5 protein-coding genes are annotated in these 4,970 nt (G+C 31.4%); all 5 read right to left on the reverse strand.

The window, feature by feature from the left end:
• Positions 1 to 262: 262 nt before the first annotated feature.
• The 5 genes from IAI56_RS15155 to IAI56_RS15175 are packed head-to-tail and all read right to left on the reverse strand — an operon-like array spanning position 263 to position 4,837.
• Complete coding sequence (locus tag IAI56_RS15155; RefSeq protein ID WP_187658662.1) at positions 263 to 994, reverse strand: hypothetical protein; 732 nt, start codon at positions 992 to 994, stop codon at positions 263 to 265.
• A 46-nt stretch (positions 995 to 1,040) separates the two neighbouring features.
• On the reverse strand, positions 1,041 to 1,478 hold the full coding sequence (locus tag IAI56_RS15160; RefSeq protein ID WP_187658663.1) for a hypothetical protein: 438 nt from the start codon (positions 1,476 to 1,478) through the stop codon (positions 1,041 to 1,043).
• 1 nt (position 1,479) lies between these two features.
• Positions 1,480 to 2,442 (reverse strand): RHS repeat domain-containing protein, encoded by a 963-nt coding sequence (locus IAI56_RS15165; RefSeq protein WP_187658664.1) that lies wholly within the window; start codon positions 2,440 to 2,442, stop codon positions 1,480 to 1,482.
• A 5-nt stretch (positions 2,443 to 2,447) separates the two neighbouring features.
• A complete protein-coding gene (locus tag IAI56_RS15170; protein ID WP_187658665.1) occupies positions 2,448 to 3,488 on the reverse strand; it encodes a hypothetical protein in 1,041 nt (346 codons plus the stop codon).
• A 2-nt stretch (positions 3,489 to 3,490) separates the two neighbouring features.
• The gene (locus tag IAI56_RS15175) at positions 3,491 to 4,837 is read right to left on the reverse strand and encodes a hypothetical protein (protein ID WP_187658666.1); all 1,347 of its coding nucleotides are present in this window, start codon (positions 4,835 to 4,837) and stop codon (positions 3,491 to 3,493) included.
• Positions 4,838 to 4,970 lie beyond the last annotated feature (133 nt).

Genomic DNA, 4,970 nt, shown 5'->3' on the forward strand with positions numbered 1-4,970 from the left:
ATTGTATGAAGCCATTTTTTTGTAAGTCATTAATAATCTATTTGCAGTAAGTATATTTCTTTTAGAAGTAGTAATATTTCTTTTTGCAGTTAATATAAATCTAAATGAAGTTAAGATATTTCTATTTTAAGTTTAAATATATTTACTTTCAGTTTGCAAATATCTTTTTGCAGTTTAAATATTCTAATTTTCAGTAGGAATATTTCTAAATGCAGTAATAAAATATTAAAAAGGAGTAGGGAAAGTGCTAAAAGCACTTGCCCTACTTCTTGATTACTTTAAATTGTATTCCTTTTACTTGTGAAAATTGTGGACTTGATGCTCCAAAAACCGATTTGATGTATTTTTTTACTTCGTTTGCGGTTTCTACTAACCCTGTGCTACTTGAATATAATGTTTCGTTTCTTGCAATTCTTGAATTGCTGATGTTTGCATAGGCTGTGGCAACGGCTGTATTTTTTGCAGTAAGGTCGGCAATTTTAGTTTGCAATGTTGCAACTTGTAAATCGGTTTCGTTTGGTGTATAGCTTGTTTCTGCTTCTAAAACAGAAGTTAAACCTGCTAAATGTTGGATTAATTGGTCGTATGATTGCTGACTTGTTGAAATTGTGTTTGGTGCTGGTGTATTTGGGTCGGTTGGTGTTTGCGAAGACGATGCTTTTTTACCTTGCATTTTGCGGTTAAATGTTTTTGCATTGCCAATAGTTTCGGTTGTTGCATTGGTAGTTTGCAAAGCATTAACCAAACGAGTTGACAATGACTTTATACCACTAAAAGCGGTTATACGCTCATTAACTTTGTTGTTATAGTTTGTGTTTTTGGTAATTACATCGGCTAAAGTGGCATCGGCAGATGCTTTTAGAGCAATAAGTTGTGGTAATTTTAATGCGTTTTTAGACGGATTGTAAGTTGCTCCATAGCCTGTTACAAACTCGATTAAGTCTTGAAAATTAGCTACATTTTTTGCGTGTCCTACTTCTGAAGTTGATGCCATAATATTTTTACTTTAATGGTTAATGACATAAAATTAGTAAAAAATGTTATAATTTAATTTTTTCAGAATAATTATTATTTTGATACACTTCAATTATTTTTTCTAAATAAATTATTTTTTTTTCATCATCAAATGTTGTTGAGTTTAAAAATTTAAATATTGATTTAAAAGATTTTTCAAAATCTTTTAAATCAATAAATTGAATATCAGAATTTTTCTTTAAAAGTATGTATGTGTTTGAAGGACTTTTATGAGGAAATAATCTATAAATACCAATTTTATTATAGCCAATAACTTTAGTTTCTAAAATTTCAATAATTGAAATTTTTGATTTGTAATTATCTATATTTTCAATTTCTCCCTTCTCTAATAAAAAGTTGGCTGATTTTAATTTAATCTTTTCAACTAAGTTAGGATTATCAACTGATTGTGAAAAGGAATTAGTCAATGATAAAAATAGTATAATGATTAATTTTTTTTTCATTTTAATTTTTTTTAAGTTCTTCTGCTATCTTGATACCAACTGCTGTTGGTTTAGTTTCTGTATTACCTCCTTTTTCAGTATGTAAAATATTTTCTTTTGTTGTATGCTCTATTTCGTGACCAAATGTCACTCCAAGTAATTGTTCAAAATTTAACCCTTTATATGGAGATTTTGAAAAAGAAGGCGTTTTTAAGTCTTTTTCGACTTTTTCTATACTCGCAATATTAATTGTAATATTTGAATTTTCAAGCATTACATCTTCAACATTTCCTTGTAAATCAGAACCTGCTTGATAATTATTAGTTGTAATTCCCATTTGAATACCTCCATCAGAAGAAATTACTGGCTCTGAACCGAAATTAATTTCTACCGTTATTGGTTGTTCAGAATTTACTAATTTATTGAATTGTTCTTTACCAGTTGCAGTGCTTTGCAAAGAATTTCCCAAACGTATATCATTTTTTGTTGCATACTCTGTGTATGCACCTTGACCATTATTGGCTTTAGGGTCATATACTTGTTGTCCTTTTTTATTTCTCCAATCATCTGATGCTCTGCCGTCAGGGTCGATTTTAGTTATTGGATTATTTTCTACAAAGTTATAAGGCGACCAACTCGGAAACTCTTCACTTAAAGGGTCTGGCGAAATCCAACGTCCTGCTACATCGCCAATTGGGCGAGCATCAGGGTTTAAACTATCTATAACAATGTCGCCTACAATTTTGTTTTTGTCCACGTGCCAACGTGTTGTGCCGATGGTTACAATGCTATCTAAATCGTGAACTTCTAAATATTTTCCTTTGCTTAATGTGGCAACTTTGGCTTTGTAGCCAAACTTTGCAAAAGGATTAGCCGCTTGAATGTTGCGTTCTCTGCGTTCTTTTTCTTCTTTAGATAGTTCTTCCTGTGCTGAAAGAAACCCAAAAGAAAACAGACAAAGTATTAAAAAATAGAATTTAGTCATATAAATTAATTTTTGTTAAAGGTATTTAATTTTTTGTTCTCAAACTTATTACGTTCTGTTTTTAATGAAACTAACCAATTAAGGTACATTTCTTCGGGCATATTGCGATAACCGATTTTATGAATGAATTTGTATTGGTTTTCTAAATCTGCAAACATTTTGTTTGCTTTTTCATTATCGGTTTCGGCTTTGATTTGTTTTTTGATGGTTTCTGCTTTTAGAATTAAAGCGTTTGCAAAATGTGGATAGTTTTGAATGGCTAACTCACAACATTGCAAAACAAACACACCATCGTTATTTGGAAATTTTGCATTGTAATTGTCTGCCAAATCAATAAGTAAAAGTGCGATTGATTCTTTGTTGTTTAGTGCTTTCATATACACACCGTTTGTAATTGCGTCTAAATGCACAAAACCCGAAGCCATAATCCACGCATCAATTGGAAATATTCCGCTGGTAAGTTCAGTATTGTACCAACCATTTTTTTTGTTTTGGTGTTTGATATAAATGTGATTAGGAGCAAGTGCTAAATGTGCTGACGTGCCTAATTCTTCGCAAAGTATTTTATATAGATAAGGTAAAGAACGACAATTGCCCTTGTGTGTTTCTAATAATTTGGAAACAAAAAGATTTTCTCGGTTTTGATGCCCGAAAACATCGTTAAAATCATAACCGAAAGGTTCATATTTATACAATTTCCCATTAATATTAAGCGGAATTGTATCGCACATAACCTGATAAACCGATGCCCATTTGTTTACTTTTTCTTTGTCGTTTTCTACATACGCTAAAAAGCGATTTTCAATTAAAGAATTACACAAAGTTGAAAGTAATCTGATTTGATTATTGATGTATAAAGTATCCAATTTATCGTCTAAATACGCATTTTCGACAGAGAAAACCGCTTTTTTGAAACTGAAATTGTTATCATTATCTATCATACTATGAAGCAAAGCGAAGCTTTGCTCAAATAGTTTTTCTTGTTTTTGTGCGGTAGCACAAAAGATATTGAAAAACAAAAACAGATATAAAAAAGGTTTTGACATTGTTAGTTTTTTAGTGGTTTGATTAAAGTTCCTTTAAATTGTTTGGCTAATTTTTCGCTTTCTTGTTTGTTTTTTTCGTCTTGCATAGATTGAAGCCATTGCAAATAAGCATCTTCAGGCATATGTTCGTAACCTAAATTATCAACTGTGTCGTATTGATTGTTTACGTTTTTTAATAACTCTACTGCTTGCGGATAATATCGAATATTTTGTAATTGTTTGTTATCTCGTGGATTGATTTTAAGATTAAACATTACAGTTTCAAAACGATTAGTGTCGATGTTTGATTTTACCATATTTGCATTAATGCTGTTTGGGGAAAGTTCTAATGCTTTGTCGATAACCTTTGCACAAAATTCATCGTAGCCAAATTTGTGAATGTAACCCATTGCTAAATCTACATAGAAATGCGATAGCAATTCTTTTTTAGATAGATTTTGCATATAGATTTTATTGCTCAATGCTTCGGATTTGATGTAACCCGAATTTAAAATACTGGAAGTTGTAGAAAACATTCCGTTAGTGAGTTCGATGTTATGCCATTTGCGGTTGTCGTCTGGAAAGCGAATGTAGGAATGATTTGGAGAATATGCCAAATAGGCTTCTGCGTTGATTTCTTCGGCAAGAATTAAGTACAACAAAGGCATTGAATGACATTGTCCTGTTTGTGTGGCTAAAAGTTTAGTTACAAACATTTTTGACCAATCGTTAACGCCTTGAAAATCTTCAAAATCATATTTAAAAGGCAAATGTTTTAATCCGTTTGATTTGAGTTGTAGGGTTTCGGAAAAGAATTGAAATAACATATAATTTTTTGCCGAGTTACTTTTTAAATCATAGCCGAGTTCTTGCATTTTAGCAATTAGAAATTCACCTGAATTTTTTATGATTTTGTCGAACTCTGCTTTGTCTTGACTGTTTTCGTAAAAAGCATTTTCGATTAAAAAGTTGGTGTTTTTTACAGAAAAGTTTGCTGTGTCTATTTGCATTAATTTATCGTAAGCCTCGTAATAATATTTAGATGCTGGCAAAAAAGAATAAGAAGGAAGTGAAAAACTTATGTTTGAATTCTTTTTTACAATGTCTTGATAAATTTCTTGTTTTGCTTTTTGAGCTTCGATTTCTCTTTTTTGAACTTCTTGAATTATTTGTTGGTTTTGTTGATTTATTCTTTCCTGTTCGCCTGTTCCATAAAATATATTCATTGGATTTGGCGGTTGCATATTTGTTGGCGTTCCAAAACTTTGATTTTGGTAATTCGGAAATGCTGATGGTTGCGGAACGCTCGGAAGTTTTACTTGGCTAAAAGTAATAATTGGAAATAAAAGAAGTAAAATTGTTTTTCTCATTTCTTTTTCTGCGTTACGTTGGTCAATGGTTTCATACAACGTTTTGCCGCTTGGCGCAGGCGGGGATTATTGAAACACAAAACCATCAAGTGAACTCCAAACACCAGAGAACTTCCCGGCGTAACGTCGCCCG

Origin of the sequence: Flavobacterium macrobrachii, assembly GCF_014486675.1 — a bacterium.
GTDB lineage: Bacteria > Bacteroidota > Bacteroidia > Flavobacteriales > Flavobacteriaceae > Flavobacterium > Flavobacterium macrobrachii.